The following is a 17,787-nucleotide window of genomic DNA, read 5'->3' on the forward strand; positions in this document are numbered from 1 at the left end:
TCATGGAGAACGGAATTGCTCGCGGCGCCGACATCGCGGTGATCGGCGCCGCGGGTAAGACCGGTGAGGCCGTCGTCGCAGCACTGCCGCCGAGCGTGACAGTTCGGCGACTGGTGCGAAAGGCGCGTGTCGACGGGGACTTCGAGGTAGAACTGGAAACCGGAAGCGGACTGCGCAAGGCGCTCGCCGGGTGCCGAGGCGTGTACTTCATTGCCCCGAACGTCCATCCCGACGAGCCCGCACTGCTTCGCAATGCGCTGACGGCAGCGGCATCGGCGGGAGTGGAGCACTTTGTCTATCACTCCGTCGCGTGGCCGTTCAGCCCGTCCATGCCGCATCACCTGGACAAAGCCAGGTGTGAGGACGAACTGCATCGTTCACCCTTGAAATGGACTGTGCTGCAACCGTGTGCGTACGCGCAGAATTTCGAGGCGGTACTCACGGGCCGATCTGACACCATCGTCCTGCCGTACAGTGCGGAAACGAAGTTCTCGTTCGTGAGTCTGGCGGACGTGGCGGCTGTTGCCGCGGTCGTACTGAGCGAGGGCTCGGGTGAACATCACGGAGCGACGTACGAGGTGGGCGGCCCGCAAGCTCTGAGCGTCGTGGAGGTGGCACAGATGGTGGAAAAGCAGACGTCACGGACCGTCGCGATAGATCAGATCAGCGTGGATCAATGGCGCGAACAGATCGGCAGCAGCCTTGACGTCAACGCCAGCTCGCGTCTGGCGGCGATGTTCGAGTTCTACAACCACCACGATTTTCTTGCCGGCAGCGCGGCCGTCGAACTGCTTCTGGGTCGCCGACCGATGGCCGTCGAGAGCCTGATTCGCTGAATCCGGCTACGAAATGCCTCCTGCCGCCCAGACCACCAGTGGGGGCAGGGCGGCCAGGATCAGGCAGACCGTTCCGTTGAGCCACTTGTGCTCCACCGTGACGGCGGCGAACTCGCGCAGAATGGCGCTCGGCAGGTAGTACCGGGCGGTGTGGGAACCGATGACTTCCGCATCCAGATCGAGGCTTCGGGCAAACGTCGCAGTTCGGAGGATGTGGAAGTTGCTGGTGACCAGCACCATTCGAGGCTTCGTGGTGTTGGCACGGAGAAGGTCCCTGGTGTACTCGAGGTTCTCGAGCGTGGTGGTCGAGCGGTCCTCGAGAATCACGCTCTCGCGCGGTATCCCGTGATCGACGAGGTAGACGCACATTGCGTCCGCCTCGCTGACCACCTCGTCCGAACCCTTCCCGCCGCTCACGACCAACAGTGGTGAACGTCCTTCGCGGACCTCGGCGCGAAAGACGTCGGCCGCCTTGTCCAGACGGCTGGCAAGCAGGGGCGTCACGTCGGCGCCCGAAAGCCCGGCGCCGTGAACCACTATCGCGTCCATCCCGGGCTGGTACTTCTGGCGTCCGTAGACGTAGGAGTAGAGCAGAAAGCTCGTGAACAGAAACCCCAGGTACGACGCGACCAGGCTGAACGAACCGAGAACGACTGCGAGCCAATATCTCTGCGTCAGCAGCGCTGATGCGAGCAACACGTAGGGAACGAGCAGGCCGAGTCCGGCGACGAGTGAGAGCAGATTCGCGACGCTGAATCCCTCGCGCCGCAGCATCGTGATTCCGTTGACGATCAGGAATCCTGCAAGCAGGAGCACCAGCAACGGCGAGAGCAGAGCGATCGTCGCGATGACGAACGACGGGACCTCGGTGCCTGGCGCACCCGACTGCAACATCCACAGACCGGTGAAGATCAGTCCGAGAAGTAGATAGACGCCGTTGCTCAGCCTCCGTCGATCCTGCCTGAACCGGTAGCCGCAGAATCCGAGCAGCGCGAGGCCGATGAGGAGAAGGATCACGGAGCCAGCCTAGGCGAGGCGCTTACGACACGGGCGCCACCACCTTCGACTGCTGGATCGCGGACAGGACCCTGGTACGGCACTCGATGAACAGTGGGTCTGCCTTGGTGGTCAGTTGATCTCGAGCTCCGGTCAACGGGACGTCGACGATGTCCTGCATCAATGCCGGAGTTCCGCCGAGGACGACCACTCGATCGGACAGGTACACCGATTCGTCGACGTCGTGGGTGACGAGGAGGACGGTGATGCCAAGATCACGCTGAAGCGTCAGCAGCAGGTCTTCGAGTTCCGCGCGGGTCTGCGCATCGACCGACGCGAAGGGTTCGTCCATGAGGAGTACCTGCGGCCGATAGGCGAGAGCGCGAGCTATCGCCACTCTCTGCTGCATTCCGCCGGACAACTGCCAGGGGTAGGAACGCGCAGCACCGCCTAGACCGACAACGGCAAGTGCATCGCTAACCCTCTCGTTCTGAACCTTCCGCGCCAGACCGTTGCCCCGTAGCGGCAGGCGAACGTTCTCGCCCACTCGAAGCCACGGCATCAGTGTGCGTCCGTAGTCCTGTGACACGAGAGCCAGCGTGGCCGGCGGTGCATCGATCGCGATCCCGGCGATGCGGACCTCACCGGTGGTCGGCTTCTGCAGACCGGCGATGCAACGAATCAGCGTGCTCTTGCCGATGCCGGAATGGCCGACGATGCAGACGATTTCTCCGGGTGCAACGGACAGATCGATGCCGCGGAGCACTTCGCGGCCGGTGGGACCGCCGTAGGTCACCCCGAGGCCGCTCAGTTCGACTGCGGGTATCGATGCCGCAGATTCTGTGGATGACATCAGTTTCCTTTCACTGCGAGAGCGTCGTGGGTCCGCGGCTGCCATCTGAGCAACCATCGTTCGATCACGCCGTATCCGAGGTTGAGCACGTATCCGATGATTCCCAGCAGGAGAATTCCGGACCACATGTCGGCGATCGCGAAGGTCTGTTGCGCGACGATCACGAAGTGACCGATTCCTGCAGTGGAGACGTACATTTCGCTTCCGACCATGATGACGACACCGATCGCGAGACTGGTGCGGATACCGACTGTTATCTGCGGCATCGCTCCGGGGAGGAGTACCTGCGTCACCAGGAGGGGTGTACGGATCCGGTAGCTGCGCGCCACCAATCGGATACTCGGGTCGATGGAGCGAATGCCGTCGAGGGTGTTGAGGAGTATCGGCCAGACCGCGCCGAAGGCGATGGCGGCAACGTTACCCGTCGAACCGGTTCCGAAAACGATGAAAAGAGCGGGTAATACGGCCAGCGCCGGAATAGCGCGGAAGAACTGGAGAAACGGATCGGCAATGTCGGCAGCCAGCGGGAACAGTGCCAGCAGGAGACCGGCGCCGACGCCGACCACCAGTGCCACGGCGAGACCGAAGGCAAGGTTGGTCAAGCTCGGTACGACATCGTGGGCGAATCCCGGACCGAACCAGTTGTCCACAAACGCTTTCCAGATACGCGACAGCGGCGGGAAGTAAGGCGACTTGCTCGACTCCGAACCGAAGTACCATACGACGACGATCAAGATCGGCAGCCACAACTCCCACGCGAGGAGTCGAAGTCCTGACATCATCTTCACGTCGTCATCCTCCTCGGGATGTAATGCCAGGCAAGTAAACGATTCTCGATCGCCATCACGGCGAAGGCGAGCAGCATTCCGAGTAGTCCGGCGACGATGATCAGTGCGAACATTCGATCGGGGACGGATTGGCTCAGCAGGATCTCCTTACCGAGTCCCGGCACGCCGGCGATCAATTCTGCACCGATGGTCAGCAGCAAGCTCAGTGTTGCCGAGATGCGAATCCCGGTGAAGATGTAGGGCATCGACGCCGGTGCGACGACGAGAGCGAGCCTGCGCCACAGTGGAAGTCGGAAGGATCGTGCGGTGGCCAGCAGTTCCGGGTCGACGTTGCGCACACCGTGAATCGTCTGGAGCAGAATCGGCCACACACTTACTGCCACGATCAGTGCCACCGCCATCCGTTGCGTCGGGCCCATGATCAGCAGAAAGAGCGGAATGATTGCGAGCGGCGGAACGGTTCGGCAGAAGTCGATGACGAAGCGGGAGGAGACCGTCAGGAACGGGTGCGCGGCGAGCAGCAGCCCTGCCGGGATTCCGATCACCAGGCACAGCGCCAATCCGATCGCCGTGGTGGTCACCGTTTGTCCCAGTGATGTCCACAACGAGGACGTGCCGAGTTCGTTCACAAAGGCCACTGCCACGTCGCTGAACTTCGGAATACCTTTGACGTCCTCGTCGCCGAGCATTCCGAAGATCTGCCAGACGGCTGCCAACGCGAAGAGCGTCAGCAGCCGACCGAGCAGAACCTGCCTGCGGCGAGTCTGCAGGGTTGTCAAGGCGGACAACTCAGTTGGCCGGGGTCAGCAGGGATTCGGCCTCGACCGAATCCGTCAGTACCCCGTACTTGACCAGCAGTTCGATCTCCGTGCCGAGAGCACCCGGTTCCACTACTGCGACGAACTGAGGATTCTTGCTGTTGGCCAGCATTTCGAGCGGAATCTTGGCTTGCGTCGAGAGTGCAGCCTTGACCGCGCCCGGATTCTGATTGGCGTAGTCAACTGATTTGGCAAGCGCGGTACGGAATTTCGCGAGTGAGTCAGGGTTCGCATTGACAAACGATTCCGAAGCGACCAGCGAGGTCCCTGGCACACCGGGTGCGGCCAAGGGGAAGGGGTGGCCGAGGGTCTTCAGCCCCGAGTCGGTTGCTTTACTCAGGAACGGATCGATGAGGAATGCCGCGTCGGCCCCGCCGGTGGAAACCAGGTCGCCGAGGTTGGGCATGGGCGCCTGAATGAACGAGACCTTGTTCGCTGCTCCGCCGGATTTCTCCACCGCGGCAGAGATGACTGCTTCGCTGACGGACTTCAAACCGCTGATCGCGACGGTCTTGCCTTCGAGGTCACGGAAGCCGCTGATGGAACTGTCCTTGGCGACCACGAGACCGGACTGGTCGACGCTGTCATTTGCGGCAAAATTCGTGAGCCCGCCGACAATGGTGACGGGCATGTTCTGGCTCCGTGCTTGAATTGCGGCAGCGGCAGTCGTGGCTGCCATATCTGCATTTCCGCTGAGCAGCAACGGAATTTGAGCCGAGGAACTAGCGCCGCCCTCCACGAGTTGGATGTCGAGTCCCTCATCGGTGAAGTACCCCTGCTCCATGCCGAGCCAAATCGGTGCGAAGTCCGCGATCGGCTGAGGTGCGATTCGAATCGTGGTGGTCTGGGTGCCCCCGTCGTCGGAGGCCGTGGCGTCGCTCGAACAGCCTGTCAGTGCCAATGCCGCGGTCGCGACCGCGGCTAGGGCAACAACTCTGAACCGTGGTGCCGACCGAAGGGTAAGTCCAACCGTCATGTCCGAAAACCTCTCGCTGGGAAAGATATGACTTCCTTGCCGGTAATCCGGTGGGAAGGTGAAGACGCTCAAAGAATTCCGTATGCCGGAACGATTGTTGTGACTATAGTAATTTCCTAGGCGAATGCCAAGGGTTTTCCAAGAACACGAGATTTCGGATCGCCGGGTACATCCACGGCACCGGGAGGGGATCGGATGACGAAGGGTTCTGCGTCCGCCGTCGACAAAGCGCTGGATCTACTCGAGGCCATCGCGCGCTCGACCACGCCGATGAAGCTCAGCGAACTGGCAGAAGAAGTCGGGATGCTCCGCCCGACTGCGCACCGAGTGCTCGGAGAACTCGCGAACCGTGGTTGGGTCTTCCGCTACGACGGTCGCTATCTCCCCGGCCCGGCTGCACTGCAGGTTTCCCACGAAGCGGCAGCGCATTCGTTGGCGGCCTTGTGCGATCCGACCATGCGGGTGCTGTCCGAGAGCACGGACATGATGGTGAATCTGCAGGTTCTCGAGAGCGGCGGGACGCGGATCATCGCGGCGCTGCGTCCCGAGCGACTCAAGATGATCACTCGGATGCTCGGGGATCTGCTTCCGCCGCACCGGTTCGCGGGTCCGCTCGCGTTGGTGGCGGCACTCGAGGACAACACCCGGGCGCCCTACCTGGCGATGGTGGAGAAGAGTGGCTATCCACTGGAAGGACCCACCGGCTTTCTCGCCGACATCGCCGAGACGCAGAAAACCGGATTCGCCGTTGTCCACAAACGATCTCAGGACATCATCGGTTCGGTCTCGCGTGCAGTGTCTTCCCGCAAGGGGGCTCCGCTCTGTGCGTTGACGGTGATCGGTTTCGATACCGACTTCGATGCGAAAACGACGCGAATGGTCGAAGAACACCTGCTGCGGGCCACCGATGAAGTGCAGCAACTCCTCACTGACCACACTTCGGGCAAGCGCCCGTCCGACACAGGAGAATAAGGATGATTTCACGGACCGAGGGCTTCATCACCGTCGCAGACGGCGAACGGGTCTGGTACGAGACTGCCGGCGAGGGCCCGGATCTGATTCTCACGCACGGTCTCGGCGGAAATGCGGCCGTCTGGTACCAGCAGGTGCCCTACTTCGCTCAGCACTATCGGGTGATCAGCTGGGATCAGCGAGGATTCGGCCGCTCTACCAACGAGAACGGCAACCACGGCCCGGTAGCGGCAGTCTCTGATCTGATCGAAATCATGGACCTGTTGGCGGTTGATCGAGCGCACGTGGTCGGCCAGTCGATGGGCGGTTGGGCCGCATTGGGGACCGCGATCGCTGTTCCGGACCGGGTGGAGTCGGTAGTCCTGGCCTGCACGACCGGCGGCATTCCCGTCGGATTCGGTCCGGACAGCGCACCTCCCCTCACCGCAGCACCCGTCACCGCGCGGCCCCTGGGGGAGCATCCCGCTGTGGGCGGACGGTTGCCGAGCTTGGACATGGCGAGGGCATACCTGTACCAAGCGCTCGGCACCTTCGGTCATCGCCCACCTGACACCGAGTTCTTCCGAATTCTCAAGGCCCACAACTACTCGCCGAGCGATCTTGCCGCGGTGACGGCGCCGGTTCTGCTGATCGCGGGTGAGCTGGACGATTTGATGACACCCGAGCGGATTCGCAGCGCCGCCGAGTTCCTGCCCCACGCCGAAGTGGTCGAACTTGCCGACCGCGGCCACTCCCCCTATTTCGAGGACCCACACGCGTGGAACGAGTTGGTGGCGCACTTCCTGGCCGATGTTCGTGCGCGCCCAGTGCGCTGAAACGCCAACTCGTCACGCATATTCCAACTCCGAGGAGATCTAATGGATTCATCTCAGACCGTCGAGTTCATCCCACCCGCTTTCGATACGCCGTTCTCCACCGGAGTGCGCGTCGGAGACGTTCTGTATCTGTCGGGTCAGATCGGCATGCTCCCGGACGGGACTTTGGCCGACGGCTTCGAAGCGCAGGCTCGTCAGACCATGGAGAACATCGTGGCTTCGCTGATCGCTTACGGTTCCGGCGTCGAAGCAATCTTCAAATGCACTGTCATGCTCGACGACATGTCTCGTTGGCAGGAGTTCAACAAGGTCTACCTCGAGTACTTCCCGGCGTCGAGACTGCCGGCCCGCAGTGCGTTCGGAACAGACGGACTGGCACTGGGTGCGCACATGGAGGTCGAATGCATGGCCTACACCCCGCGGTTCTGACTGCTCGCGGGCACTAGCCGTCCCAATCCACACGTTCAGCCAGGCGCAGCAATGTGCGTCGGCGTGTAGTGCTGGTTTCGCCGATGTGCGCGATCCGGCCGTAGATGTGGGCGCGGAAGTTCTCCACGCCATCCCGATTCTGTTCCTGCGCAGAAGTACTGGCGGCATTGTGCAGCAGGGCGCGCAAGCGATCGTAGTCGTCGCGCGGATACGAGGGTTGGTCGTTGATCACCAGCCCGGTGAGGTGTTGGCGTCGATGAGGGCGCATCACCTTGGTCTTTCGTGGATGGATGGCAAACCCTTCGTCTCTGGCGATCTGCTCGACCGTCCAGAGGAGGGTGCCGACGTCGGCTACTTCGATTCCGGAGAACGCGAGGTCGTCGGCGTATCGGGTGTAGGTGAGCCAGTTCGCTTGTGCGAGTCCACTCAAGCGGATGTCGAGTTTGCGTGCGACGAGATTCGCCAGTGCAGGAGAAGTGGGTGCGCCTTGCGGAAGATGCGCGGTGCGTAGCTGTGATGCCTGTGCATACGGTAGGCCGCGCAGGGTATCGGCAGGTGTTGCAACAGTGCACAATCCGGTGAGAACGCCTGCCACTGCGGGTGGATAGCCGAGGGCGGCGAAGACGGCATGAACGCGGCTGCCGCTGATCGAAGGGAAGAACTGCGCGAGGTCCGCGCCGATCACGATTTCCGACTGTGCGTGCGGCGCTGCAAAAGTCAGAGGGCTTCGACCACGGACAAATCCGTGTGCCGCGTCGTGCGGGGGCACCAGGTCTAGGATGCGGCGCAGGATCTTCCACTGAATTTCGCGCAATCGGGGTTTCGGTACCTCGAGGAGGCGAGCGCCGGCCTTCTTGCTGATCTGCATCGGCCGGTAGTGGCGTAGCGGTCGGGGTTTCGTGCGGAGCCATTCCCCTCGGTCGGCGAACCACTCGAGTTCGGAGATCGTCAGATCCAGTGAACGAGCCAGGTCCACACTGGTGTTGTAGCGGGGAACGTCGAACCGCCACACCGAGGTTTCATTGGTGTCCAGTGAGAGAGGAACAGGCCGCAGGCGAGGTAGTTCGCGAAGCAATCGATACAGAGTCTGCGGTTCGAACGGTGGAGCGGGCATGAGGTCGAGAACGCGCACGGCCAGGAGGGTCGGGGAAACGCCGAAGACGGTTCCGAATGCCTCCTCGAGGCCGCTGAGGGTCCACGGAGCGTCAGCGGCCGCAACGGCCAGACGACGCGCCAACTCGGGATCGAGCTCGAAGTCACGCATGATTCGACTCCGGGATGCGACGGGGCGGGGTGACCAAATCCTTTGTCCGGTGCGGCGGCAAGCACGCGGAGCGTGCCGAACGCCGGTGGACGCAGTATCCAATTCTTCTGGCCGACCCAGGGGTTACCCCTGAGACTGGTCGCGTGGACCAACTCTCACCCACGCGCCGCCGCATCCCTTCACAATGGCAGACCGTTCGGTATCTGTCACGTGTGAAGCGGATCTGTCAGGAGTGGGTCCTCAGATCGACGAACGATCCGAACCGACGAACTCGCTGATCCACGGCACGACTGCTTCGCGGACGGTGACCGCCTTCGGTAGTAGTCCGTTGCTCAGCAGGAGATCGCCCGCGCGCTGCTGTTCGTCCAGGAACTCGTCGGTGACAGGGTTGACACCGAAAGGACGTCCGCGCAGTGCAGCTTCCCAGGCATCGAGGCTCGCGGACCCGCCACGCTTCTCGACGTCGTCGACGAAGACCTGGGCGGCTTCGCGGGGGTTGGCTTCGATCCAGGCGTCGGATTCCTGCAGGGCCTCGATGATCGCCTGGAGGGCCTCCGGGTTGGTATCCGCGAAATCGCGCCGGGTGAACCACAGTGAGGGGTGGCTGAAGAGTCCGTCGGTGGCGATCAGCGTTCGCAGTTCGTGGTTCGCTTCGATGTCCGTCAGCCCCGGGTACGCGCCAACCCAGGCATCGATGGTGCCGTCGACGAGGTCCGCTCCACCACCGCGTACGTCGGTGTCGACGGGGACGATGTCGGACCAGGTCAGCCCCGCCTGATCCAAGGCGAACAACAAAAGTGTGGTCTGCCACGATCCGTGCGCGATGCCGACGCGCTTGCCACGCAGGTCCTCAACCGTGTTGATCTCGGACTCCGCCTTGACTACCAGGCGCCCGTTCTCCACACGTGGGCCGGAGATTCCGATGTAGACGAGATCGCGGCCCTGAGCCAATCCGGTGACGGGCGGCGTGAATCCGGTTCCGATCACGTCGTATCCGCCCTCCTCGAACAGCCAGTCCGAGTGCAGGGTCGGCAAGGCGTTTTCCGGGTTCACTGCAGGCTTGGCGGGAAGCTCACGCAGGTCCACCCACTCGACATCGGGGAGACGGCGTTCGAGGATTCCGGTGTGGCGCAGTACGAACAGCGAATTGTTGTGTGGGAAGTATCCGACGCGAACGGTCATGAGATCTACGGTTTCCTGTTCTGAATCAGTGATGGGGGTGGCTAGATGAGGCCGCGTCGACGCGCCTCGTCGGCGAGTCCGCTACGGCCCCACTGCACGGCGAGGTTGGACGGATCGAATTCGACCGAACCGCCGAGGGATTCGGCGATCGCCTGGAACTGTGCGCCCTCCTCGAGGAGGACGACGAACTTCGCGAGGTCGAGCAACCCGCTGCGGCCGATGACGTTGACCCCGCCGTTGGCTTCGAAGATCGCCACCAGATCGGGATCGTGTTCGAGACGCTCGAGAATGAAATCGCCTGCAGAACGGGACCGATCGATGTGCGGCGGAATCTCTCGGGAGAGCGTCAGCCTCTGCGAAGCCGCATAGCGGATGGGTAGCGTCCGATGTGTCTGTGCCCAACCGCCGAGCCACGGTGTGTGGATGTGGACAGCGCTGGTGATTTCCGGATGCTGACGGAAGACCGATGCGTAGCCGGTGACAAATCCGGCCGATCCGTTGCCGGACAGCACCTCTCCATCGAAGGTGGCGACAACCGGTGACACCGACGGATCGTTCGCCCACGGTCCCGGATCGTTCAGGGCGACCGCGATTTCGGTGCCGGGTACTCGTTCGACGAAGTTGACGGTCCCTTTGGCTGCAACGGTTCCGGTCTTGCGGAAGACGTCGAATGCTTTGTCTGCTGCTTTGCGAGCTTCTTCGACGAATGCTGCGGTATCGGTGTCGAGTCGAGTTTCGGTGGTGGTCATCGAGTCTCCAGTCCAGAAGGTGTGATCGGGGTGCGCTGCAGGAGGGGAAGAACCTCTTCGCCGACGCGGTATGCCTCTTCGAGATGCGGGTTACCGGCGAGGATGAAGGCGTCGACGCCCAGTTCGCGCAGCTCGTCGAGTCTTTCGGCGACCTGCTCGTAACTGCCGACCAGTCCGAACGCCGGTCCGCCGCGGATGAGGCTGAAGCCGCACCACACGTTGGGTTGCACTTCCAGATCTCGGTAGCCGGTGATGTGTTCGGGTACCCAGCCTTTGATGCGGGCGGCGCCCACCGAGTCACCCTGGGCTGCACGGTCGGCGGCCCCCTTGTCGACGAAGGCCCAGCCTTTCTCGATCTCGGCCCACGCGGCTTCTTCGGTGTGCCGGGCTACGACGTCGATGCGTACGGCGAATTTCGGCGTGCGTCCCAGTTTGGCCGAGTTCTCCCGCACGCCGTCGATCTTGGCTCTCAGATCGGCGTACGGTTCCAGCCAGGAAAGGTAGTAATCGGAGTGCAGTCCGGCGGCGGCGACGGCTGCGGCCGAAGATCCGGAGAAGTACACCTCGGGAAACGGTTGGCCGGCAAGCCCGGGTGGCAGTGCAGCGCCGTGGGTTTGGAAGAAGCGACCGTCGAAGTCGAAAGGTTCACCGTCCCACACACCTTTGAGGACATCGAGGAACTCGGACGTCCTGGTGTAGCGATCGTCGTGGTCGACTTTGTCGCCCCACCACAGCTGAGGCGCTCCGCCTCCACCACTGATGATGTTGTAAACCAGACGTCCGCCGGTTGCTCGCTGCAGACTGGCCGACATCCGCGCTGCCTGGACCGGGTGAAGGAACCCCGGTTGGAACGCAACCATGAAACGGTAGGTGGTGGTCTCGGCGGCCAACGCTGCTGCGGTCGCCCACGGATCCTCGGTCATCGGGAAGGACGGCAGAAGTCCACCGAGGAACCCTGCGGACTCGGAAGCCTTTGCCACCGCGGCCATGTGGTCGATGTAGCTGTATCCGTCCAATTCGCCGCCGCGGATCGCGGGAGCAATGTTGCCCGGCCCGTATCCACCGGCATCGCCGCGGTTGTAGCGACGCGGAGTACGCAGCGACGCGTGGTCGCCTTCCATCCCGATCCGCCAATAGAAATCGATGCTCATGCGGTGGCCTTCTCTTCTGTGGTGGCCTTCTCTTCCTTGCGAATCCGACCCTCGGGATCGACCAGGTGCAGGAGATGCTCGCCCGCCCGGTGCAGCTCTTCGATGTGTGGCCGACCGGACAAGACGAAACCGTCCACACCGATATCGCGATACGACGACAATCGCTGCGCCACCTCCTCGTAGCTTCCGACGAGGCCGATACTGTGCTCGTAGCCGATGCGGTCGAATCCGGACCACAGGATGCCGCCCCGATCGATCTCGAGTGCAGCGGAATCGGCTTCTCTCAGTTGCCGTTCGACGCGAGCCCAGGCTTCGTCCGCTGTTTCCCTCGCGATGATCGGGATGCGCAGGACCTTCTCGACGGTCCTGCCGAGTTCGGATGCTCGGTCGTCGAGGGTGGTGATCCGTGTCGACAACTCGCCGCCGGCAAGGGTGAACTGATGGACATCGGCATGGTGGGCCGAGAGTTCCAGAGCTTCCGGTGAGTCCCCGGTCAGATGCACTCGGGGAAAGCGGAGTCCCGACAAGATGCCTCGGAATCCGCCGCCGAGTACGTCGTAGTACTCGCCGTCGAAGTCGTAACCCGTGCCGCCGAATCCGCCAGGGAGAATCTGCTCCTCGTTCCATACGCCACGGGCGACGGTCAGGAACTCCGCGGCGCGCGCGTAGCGGTCGGCTCCTCGAACCACGTCGCCGCGAGCAGCGGCGTCTTCGGGGTCCGTCTCTACCTTCACTCGCCATTCGAGACGACCTGCTGACAGGCGCTGAAGTGTCGCCGACATTTTGGCGGCGTAGACGGGGGTGCCGAAAGTGGGGTGAAACTCCACGACCACTCGCGAATGACGCGTCTGACGTAGGGCGGCGGCAGCAACGATCCAGGATTCTTCGCCATTCGGATCGTACGGTGCGACAACGCCGTCGACGCCCGACAGTTCGGCGGCGAGAACGATCTGTGCCAATTCGTCGAAGGGCCCGAAGTTTCCGGGACGAACATCGGTCGCGACGGTAGTCGGTCGCTGCGGCCCGAAGCCGCCGCGACTGTTCAGTGCGGCCACCGCCCGGCGTCCGTCACCGCGAGACGGTAGCTCCCAGTAGACGTCCGTCATTCTGCTGTGCCCTTCTGCGCAACGAGGTTGCGTGCCTGTTCCAGTGGTTCGTGCGCCACCCAGGACTGCAGGTCGAAGTCGGCGGCAAGGAAGCCGTGCGCATACAGGAATTGTTTCTGCACGCCGAGCAGGTCCACACGCTCGTCAGACAGGCTCAAATGCAGTCCGGTGTGGAAGTTCTCGCCGTACGCTGCCACCACACCTTCGGGCCCCGACTGTGTTTCGGTCTGCAGAACGGCTCGGACCTCGTCGATGTTGGCTGCGGCCCAGTCCGCCGCTCTCAGGCTCTCGGCGAGGAAACCCACGACGATGTCCGGGCGTTGTTCGAGTAGGTCGGCATGAACTGTGATCGGTCGTGGGGTGCCGTTGTTGACGCGATCACGTAGCGATGCAGTGGAATCGAGATCGACGGCAACGGCGAGGCCATGTTCGCGGGCAACTTCCTGGGCGCGGGCACCCTTGACGTAGATGGCGTCGACGTCGCCGCGTAGCAGGGATTCGACGCCCCACGTCGTGTTGCGGGTGGACGAGGCGGTGCGGACCTCGGGGGCTGCCGTCGTCGCAACCTCGACGAGAGTGACGTCGGCAAAACTCAACTCGCCGAGTCGAAGTGCGGAGGCGAAGCCGTGCAGGGCCATGGCACGGGGGAAGCTCCTGGCCTGATCTGCCGCCCAGGCCGGGATGCCGATCCGAGCGCCTGCCAGAAGACCGGCTTCTCGGATGTCGGAGTCTCCGCGCACCAGGATTGCCTGGGCCTCGTCGATCCAGGTGAGCCCGATGAGCCTCGTCGGAGAACCACTGGCACGCGCAGCCAGTGCGGGGACGTTGCCGCCTTCGCGAATGAGTCCGGAGAGGTGGTGATCGAAATGGCGCACTGCCAATTCCGGTCCGGCATCTTGCAGTACGCCGAAACGCACTCCGGATTCGTTTGCCGTCCGGTCGAGCCAACCGAGACTGTTGGCGAGGCCGCTGGCGGTGGGAACGGGGCAGCGGGTGTACCAGAGTGTGTCGATTGCGGAATCAGCGATCAATGTCATGACTGTCCTGTCCGTCGGGGAAGGTGCGACCGACGCCGAGTTCCTTCAGGAAACTCGCTCGGTAGCGCAGAGATTCGGGATCGTTCCGATCGCGGGGGCGTGGCAGGTCGATGTCGACATCCACGGCAAACCCGCCCTTGTCGAGGATGAGCACACGGTCGGCAAGTCGTACGGCTTCGTCGACGTCGTGCGTGACGAGCAGTACTGCCGGACGGTGGCGGGCGACCAGATCGCCTACCAAGTCTTGCATTTGGAGCCTGGTCAAAGCGTCGAGGGCTGCGAACGGTTCGTCGAGCAGTAATAGTTCAGGTTCGCGAACCAGAGCACGAGCCAATGCGACGCGTTGGGCCTCGCCGCCGGAGAGGGTGGCCGGCCAGGCGCGGTGCTTGTCCGCGAGGTTGACCTCGGCGAGTGCGTTGCGTGCATTGTCGGTGACCTGACGTGACCGTTTCTGTCCGACTGTGACATTGGCCAGAACTCGCTTCGACGGGATCAATCGCGGTTCCTGGTAGACAACCGTGCGGTCACGCGGAACCAGCACCTCTCCGCTGTCCGGTGCTTCCAAACCGGAGAGCACTCGCAACAGGGTCGTCTTGCCGGTACCGCTGGGGCCGAGGAGAACGACGAACTCGCCGCGCGTGATCTCGAGGTCGATACCGCCCAGAACAGTCTTGTCACCGAACGACTTACGCACTCCGGTGAGCGAGACCGCTACCGGTGATCCGGCACGTCGCTCGGCCGCAGTGGTGCCGGTCCGCTCACGGGCTGCCAACGGCGGCAGAGGTGCTTCGGTGGATGGCAGCGAGCCGATGGTTGTATTCGTCATCGCGCCACCGACAATCTCCGCCACGGCATGGAGTACCGCTCGATCAGTCTGACGATTGCGTCGAAGATGAGTCCCAGTGCCGCGTACATGACGATGCACAGAACCATGTAGTCGGTGCGGTTGTATTCCTGCGCCAGGGTGACCAGATATCCGATGCCCTCACGTGTGCCGACCTGCTCGGCGGCGATCAATCCGGTGATGCTGAGCGACAGGCAGATTCGAAGCCCCATCAGAACACCGGGGAGGGCGGTCGGAAGAATCGCTCCGAACACCAGTCGCCAACCCGTCAAGCCGAAACCTTGTGCCGCTTCCACCATCTTGCGATCGACTCCGCGCACTCCCAGGTAGGTGTACGCGTACATGGGGGCGACGGTCGCGACGGCGATCAGGACTACCTTGAAGGTTTCGTCGATACCGAACCAGGCGATGAACAACGGAACGAGCGCGAGGAACGGAACCGCGCGGTTGATCTGCATGGTCGAGTCGATCAGTTCTTCGCCGAGCGAGGAGAGACCGGACAGAACCCCGAGCACCAATCCGACGATCACACCGACCGAAACACCGAGTGCGGCACGTTGAAGCGACGCGAGACCGAAGTCGACCAACTGACCCGACTGGTACAGCTCGGCGAATGCCGTCCACACCGCCGGAGGTCCGGCCAGGATCTCTTCGCGGATCAGTCCGGTAGCGGATCCGATCCACCATCCGGCAACCAGCAGCGCGGGTACGAGGAAGCGGAGTGGGATCGAGACCCACTTGGGCCTGCTGCGATTGCGGCGGTAGCGGGGCGTTTCGAGTTGCGGATGCTCCACTGACGGCGACGCAGTTCGTGCGGGCCGGGTCAGCGTCACCATCGGGTCACTTCCCCTCAGTGGTGGGTGCTGCCGCTGCCGAACCTGCCACAGCACCCTGGAGGTCGAAGATCACGTCACTGCCTTTGATCGGCTGCTGGATCACCTTGTTGTCGGCGAACAACGTGGAGATCGATTCGAGGTCGGTAGCGTCGGCTGCAGTCGGGTAGCGGAAGTTGGTGATCTGGCCGCCCAGGGTGATCGCGTCGTCGAGTCGCTGTCCGGAGAGTGCGCGCGGACCGGTCTGTTCGAAGACGTTCTCGAATGCTGCCGGGTCGGCCTGCTGCTTCGCGGTGAGTTCCTGGGTGACCTCGAGGAACTTCTGGACCACTTCGGGATGCTCTTCGAGTACAACGGTGCGGCCGGCAATGATGGTGCTGTCCACGGAGTCGATGCTCGCCTCGGTTGCGATCTCGACCGCGCCCTTGGCCTTGGCCTCCTGATACGGAATCAGGAACGATGCCCAGGCGTCGACCTGCCCGGTGGAGAACGCCGACGCCGCGTCAGCCTGTTGCAGCGGAACACGTTCGACGGAATCGATCGGCACTCCGGCCTGTGTCAGAGCCTTGAGCGTGATGTACTCGCCCTTGCCTGCAGGGTTGACGGCAATGCGCTTGCCGGCCAGATCTGTGACGGTCTTGATGCCGGACTCCGGAGTGGCGATGATGCCGGCCTGGTCCTTGTTGTACGGGTCGGACGTGGCGAAGATGCGGACACCCACGTCCTTGGACAGTGCGCCGACGACGGGACTGTATGCGCCGGTTTGGATGTCGAGTTCACCGCTGTTGAAGAGTTTGAGGTTGGAGCTGAATCCCGGTGTGGTCTTGACCCATTCGATCTTTGCGCCCAGCGGTGCCAGAGCCTCGTCGTAGGTTCCGTCACGCTTGCCGACGGCGATGGCACCGGAGTTTCCGGGATCGAAGACCTTGAGCGTGAAGTCTGCGCTGGAATTGCCTGCGGCGCTGTCGGAATCGGAAGACCCACACGCCACCGCCAACCCGGCCAGCGGGATCATGGCGAGCGCAGCGGCAGCTCGTGGCAGTCGGCGGAAGCGGGACATGTTGTGGCTCCTTCAGGCGTTGAATCGTCAGAACTGACGACGATGACGCTATTGGGTGCCTGTCCGTTTTACCCCCGTTTGTTTTCTGGAGATTGGAAATCTTGACAACATCGGAAGTCTGTTCATCTGGGCTTTTGCAGGTCCACGTTCGGTTCCTTTCCATCTGATGGAAAGGATGGCCGGACTGCTGGGTCCGTGTTAGCGTCCGATTCTCAGGTCGATCAGGCCACGGCGAAAGGATCGTTCGTGACGGACGCACGCGGCGCGGGAGTTCAGACGGTAACCCGTGCCCTGACCATGCTCACATGTTTTCGCAGTGGCGAAGAACTGGGAGTCTCGGAAGTTGCGCGGCGACAAGAGCTTGCGGTCAGCACCACGCATCGATTGCTGCAGTCGCTCGTCGACGCGGGATTTCTCGAGAAGGACGACGCAACCAGTCGGTATCGCATCGGCGCGGCGCTGGCGGCTTACGGACAGGTCTCCTACCGGCAGCATCGGATCTATCTGTCCGAGCCCTATTTGGAGCAATTGGCCGCGACGACAGGAGCATCCGCCTCCCTGGCAGTGCGAAGCGGAAGTGAGGTGGTGTTGCTCGGATTCAGTCGGTGGCGCGAGGCCGACGGGCACGTGCTGCAGGGTGTCCGCCTTCCCTTGCATGCGAGCGCACTGGGGAAAGCCTTTCTGGCTTGGTCCGATGTCGACGATTCCGAGCTGGCTGCGCTGCCACGTGAAGCGACCACTCAGCGTGCGATCACCGATGTCGCCGGTATCCGCCGGGAACTGGAACTGACTCGTGAGCGAGGATACGGATTCAACGACGAGGAGTTGACCCCGGATTTCCGAACAATCGGAATTCCGATCATCGATGGATCCGGCACTGTGCGTTACGCTCTCGGGCTTCGTGGTCCGGTCGAGCTGATGATCGACGAACGGATTCCGTTTCTCGCCGACCTTGCCAAGGTGACTGCACGACAGATCGGTGAGGTCCTTCTCTGAATTGATGTGAAAGCGCTTGTGGCAGATCCGGCCGAACGTGATTACCGTTGAAGTCGAGGGCGCGATCGCACAATGGCTACGC

General features: G+C 62.7%; 19 protein-coding genes. 5 read left to right on the top strand and 14 right to left on the bottom strand.

Going from position 1 to position 17,787, the window contains the following annotated elements; all coding sequences use genetic code 11:
• The first annotated feature begins 2 nt into the window (after positions 1 to 2).
• Positions 3 to 836, top strand: coding sequence for an NmrA family NAD(P)-binding protein (locus tag G4D79_RS05935; protein WP_064689036.1), 834 nt, complete (start codon positions 3 to 5; stop codon positions 834 to 836).
• Between the two features lie 6 nt (positions 837 to 842).
• Here the strand turns inward: G4D79_RS05935 and G4D79_RS05940 are convergent, their stop codons facing one another.
• The 5 genes from G4D79_RS05940 to G4D79_RS05960 are packed head-to-tail and all read right to left on the bottom strand — an operon-like array spanning position 843 to position 5,267.
• The gene (locus tag G4D79_RS05940) at positions 843 to 1,853 is read right to left on the bottom strand and encodes a YdcF family protein (RefSeq protein WP_064689037.1); all 1,011 of its coding nucleotides are present in this window, start codon (positions 1,851 to 1,853) and stop codon (positions 843 to 845) included.
• A gap of 22 nt (positions 1,854 to 1,875) precedes the next feature.
• A complete protein-coding gene (locus tag G4D79_RS05945) occupies positions 1,876 to 2,685 on the bottom strand; it encodes an ABC transporter ATP-binding protein (RefSeq protein WP_054187230.1) in 810 nt (269 codons plus the stop codon).
• Positions 2,685 to 3,467 (bottom strand): ABC transporter permease, encoded by a 783-nt coding sequence (locus G4D79_RS05950; RefSeq protein WP_218959922.1) that lies wholly within the window; start codon positions 3,465 to 3,467, stop codon positions 2,685 to 2,687. The genes G4D79_RS05945 and G4D79_RS05950 overlap by 1 nt, the downstream gene beginning before the upstream one ends.
• A gap of 2 nt (positions 3,468 to 3,469) precedes the next feature.
• A complete protein-coding gene (locus G4D79_RS05955; RefSeq protein ID WP_180279665.1) occupies positions 3,470 to 4,252 on the bottom strand; it encodes an ABC transporter permease in 783 nt (260 codons plus the stop codon).
• 10 nt (positions 4,253 to 4,262) lie between these two features.
• A complete protein-coding gene (locus G4D79_RS05960; protein ID WP_099698561.1) occupies positions 4,263 to 5,267 on the bottom strand; it encodes an ABC transporter substrate-binding protein in 1,005 nt (334 codons plus the stop codon).
• A gap of 195 nt (positions 5,268 to 5,462) precedes the next feature.
• Between G4D79_RS05960 and G4D79_RS05965 the strand changes: the two genes are divergently transcribed.
• From G4D79_RS05965 to G4D79_RS05975, 3 genes are read left to right on the top strand one after another with little or no spacing between them, the layout of a single operon-like run.
• Positions 5,463 to 6,239 (top strand): IclR family transcriptional regulator, encoded by a 777-nt coding sequence (locus tag G4D79_RS05965; protein ID WP_063315398.1) that lies wholly within the window; start codon positions 5,463 to 5,465, stop codon positions 6,237 to 6,239.
• Between the two features lie 2 nt (positions 6,240 to 6,241).
• Positions 6,242 to 7,054 carry an alpha/beta fold hydrolase gene (locus tag G4D79_RS05970; protein ID WP_050656903.1) on the top strand — a complete coding sequence of 271 codons (813 nt, stop codon included), beginning with the start codon at positions 6,242 to 6,244 and terminating at the stop codon, positions 7,052 to 7,054.
• Between the two features lie 42 nt (positions 7,055 to 7,096).
• Positions 7,097 to 7,483: a RidA family protein gene (locus tag G4D79_RS05975; protein WP_050656904.1), complete on the top strand. Its 387-nt coding sequence runs from the start codon at positions 7,097 to 7,099 to the stop codon at positions 7,481 to 7,483.
• 13 nt (positions 7,484 to 7,496) lie between these two features.
• Here G4D79_RS05975 and G4D79_RS05980 read toward each other — a convergent pair whose 3' ends face one another.
• The 9 genes from G4D79_RS05980 to G4D79_RS06020 all read right to left on the bottom strand — a co-directional run bounded on the left by G4D79_RS05980 (position 7,497) and on the right by G4D79_RS06020 (position 16,709).
• Positions 7,497 to 8,747 (bottom strand): reverse transcriptase family protein, encoded by a 1,251-nt coding sequence (locus G4D79_RS05980; RefSeq protein WP_099698560.1) that lies wholly within the window; start codon positions 8,745 to 8,747, stop codon positions 7,497 to 7,499.
• 240 nt (positions 8,748 to 8,987) lie between these two features.
• On the bottom strand, positions 8,988 to 9,929 hold the full coding sequence (locus G4D79_RS05985) for an ABC transporter substrate-binding protein (RefSeq protein ID WP_099698559.1): 942 nt from the start codon (positions 9,927 to 9,929) through the stop codon (positions 8,988 to 8,990).
• A gap of 41 nt (positions 9,930 to 9,970) precedes the next feature.
• Entirely contained in the window at positions 9,971 to 10,678 is a 708-nt protein-coding gene (locus G4D79_RS05990; RefSeq protein ID WP_099698558.1) for a class II aldolase/adducin family protein, read from the bottom strand.
• A complete protein-coding gene (locus tag G4D79_RS05995; RefSeq protein ID WP_003946051.1) occupies positions 10,675 to 11,829 on the bottom strand; it encodes an LLM class flavin-dependent oxidoreductase in 1,155 nt (384 codons plus the stop codon). The genes G4D79_RS05990 and G4D79_RS05995 overlap by 4 nt, the downstream gene beginning before the upstream one ends.
• The gene (locus G4D79_RS06000) at positions 11,826 to 12,935 is read right to left on the bottom strand and encodes an LLM class flavin-dependent oxidoreductase (RefSeq protein WP_030537944.1); all 1,110 of its coding nucleotides are present in this window, start codon (positions 12,933 to 12,935) and stop codon (positions 11,826 to 11,828) included. The genes G4D79_RS05995 and G4D79_RS06000 overlap by 4 nt, the downstream gene beginning before the upstream one ends.
• The gene (locus G4D79_RS06005) at positions 12,932 to 13,972 is read right to left on the bottom strand and encodes an ABC transporter substrate-binding protein (protein WP_007735503.1); all 1,041 of its coding nucleotides are present in this window, start codon (positions 13,970 to 13,972) and stop codon (positions 12,932 to 12,934) included. Before G4D79_RS06005 ends, G4D79_RS06000 begins: the two co-directional genes overlap by 4 nt.
• Positions 13,956 to 14,798, bottom strand: a complete 843-nt coding sequence (locus G4D79_RS06010) for an ABC transporter ATP-binding protein (RefSeq protein ID WP_007735504.1) — start codon at positions 14,796 to 14,798, stop codon at positions 13,956 to 13,958. Before G4D79_RS06010 ends, G4D79_RS06005 begins: the two co-directional genes overlap by 17 nt.
• Positions 14,795 to 15,652: an ABC transporter permease gene (locus tag G4D79_RS06015; RefSeq protein ID WP_003946011.1), complete on the bottom strand. Its 858-nt coding sequence runs from the start codon at positions 15,650 to 15,652 to the stop codon at positions 14,795 to 14,797. The genes G4D79_RS06010 and G4D79_RS06015 overlap by 4 nt, the downstream gene beginning before the upstream one ends.
• Positions 15,653 to 15,656: 4 nt before the next feature.
• Positions 15,657 to 16,709 (bottom strand): NrtA/SsuA/CpmA family ABC transporter substrate-binding protein, encoded by a 1,053-nt coding sequence (locus tag G4D79_RS06020; protein WP_054187223.1) that lies wholly within the window; start codon positions 16,707 to 16,709, stop codon positions 15,657 to 15,659.
• Positions 16,710 to 16,955: 246 nt separating this feature from the next.
• On the opposite strand from G4D79_RS06020, the gene G4D79_RS06025 reads away from it, so the two are divergent.
• A complete protein-coding gene (locus G4D79_RS06025) occupies positions 16,956 to 17,705 on the top strand; it encodes an IclR family transcriptional regulator (RefSeq protein ID WP_030537941.1) in 750 nt (249 codons plus the stop codon).
• Positions 17,706 to 17,787 lie beyond the last annotated feature (82 nt).

It is taken from the genome of Rhodococcus sp. WY5 (assembly GCF_018588185.1).
GTDB classification, from domain to species: Bacteria; Actinomycetota; Actinomycetes; order Mycobacteriales; family Mycobacteriaceae; genus Rhodococcus_F; species Rhodococcus_F qingshengii.